This window comes from Corynebacterium sp. HMSC062E11 (assembly GCF_001811845.1).
Taxonomy (GTDB): domain Bacteria; phylum Actinomycetota; class Actinomycetes; order Mycobacteriales; family Mycobacteriaceae; genus Corynebacterium; species Corynebacterium hesseae.
On the sequence record NZ_KV806806.1, the window covers coordinates 1 to 973 of the forward strand.

1 protein-coding gene is annotated in these 973 nt (G+C 55.3%); it reads right to left on the minus strand.

What is annotated here, in order from left to right:
• Positions 1-46: 46 nt before the first annotated feature.
• A partial coding sequence (locus tag HMPREF2822_RS07660; RefSeq protein WP_158014573.1) for an IS3 family transposase occupies positions 47-973 on the minus strand: 927 nt, incomplete at its 5' end.

Here is a 973-nt window from a genome sequence, read left to right on the forward strand (position 1 = left end):
TGGGGTTGCCCGCAAATCGTGGACACGTAGTGGAGCTACCTAGTGGTTAGGCAGCTATTTCTTTTCTGCTGTTGATTGCGCCGGCGTGGTTCTCGAAGTCGACGGGGCTGACCATTCCGAGTGCAGAGTGCCGGCGCCGACGGTTGTAGACGACTTCAATCCAGTAGGCAACAGCCTTGCGTGCAGCATCACGGGTAGGCCATCGCTTACGGTCGTAGAATTCAGTCTTTAGCGTCGACCAGAACGACTCGGCCATCGCGTTATCGAAGCACACGCCAGTGCGCCCCACAGACTGAGCGATGCCCAGGTTGCGGCAGACCTCCCAGAGCTTCTCGCTGGTGAATTGTGTTCCACGGTCAGCGTGAAACACCAGCCCATCAGGAACGTCACCGCGCAGCGTATGCGCCATCCGCAGGGCCCGTTCGACCAGGTGTGTGTCTTGAACACTATCCATTGCCCAGCCCAGTACCCTGCGGGAATGACCATCGCGGACCGCGCACAAGTACAACCATCCCTCGCTGGTGCGTAGGTAGGTAATATCCGACATCCACACCCGGTTGAGCTCACCAGTATCAAACATGCGCTTGACCAGGTCAGGAAGAGTTGACTTACGCTTGGATTGAATCGTTGTCACCGGGACAAAGGCACGCGGTGAAATCCCTTCAATGCCCATCATGCGCATCCGCTTCGCCACAGTCTTACGGTTAAGCGAAATGTGGTAGCGCTCGGCGAGCTCTGCGGTGATCCGAGGAGCACCATAAACCTCATCGGAGTCTTTCCAAATCTGATGAATCTTTCGGTCAACATCATCGTAAAATGCTGACCGATCATCCTTTCCGGATAGTCGTTTCTGCTGCGCATGGGCCCATTTGTAGTATCCAGACCGAGACACTTTTAATAGCCGTGCCATGCGTTTGATGCTGTAGTTCGCCTTCTCCTGCTGCATTAGTTCGAACTTTTCTGCTCGCGTTGC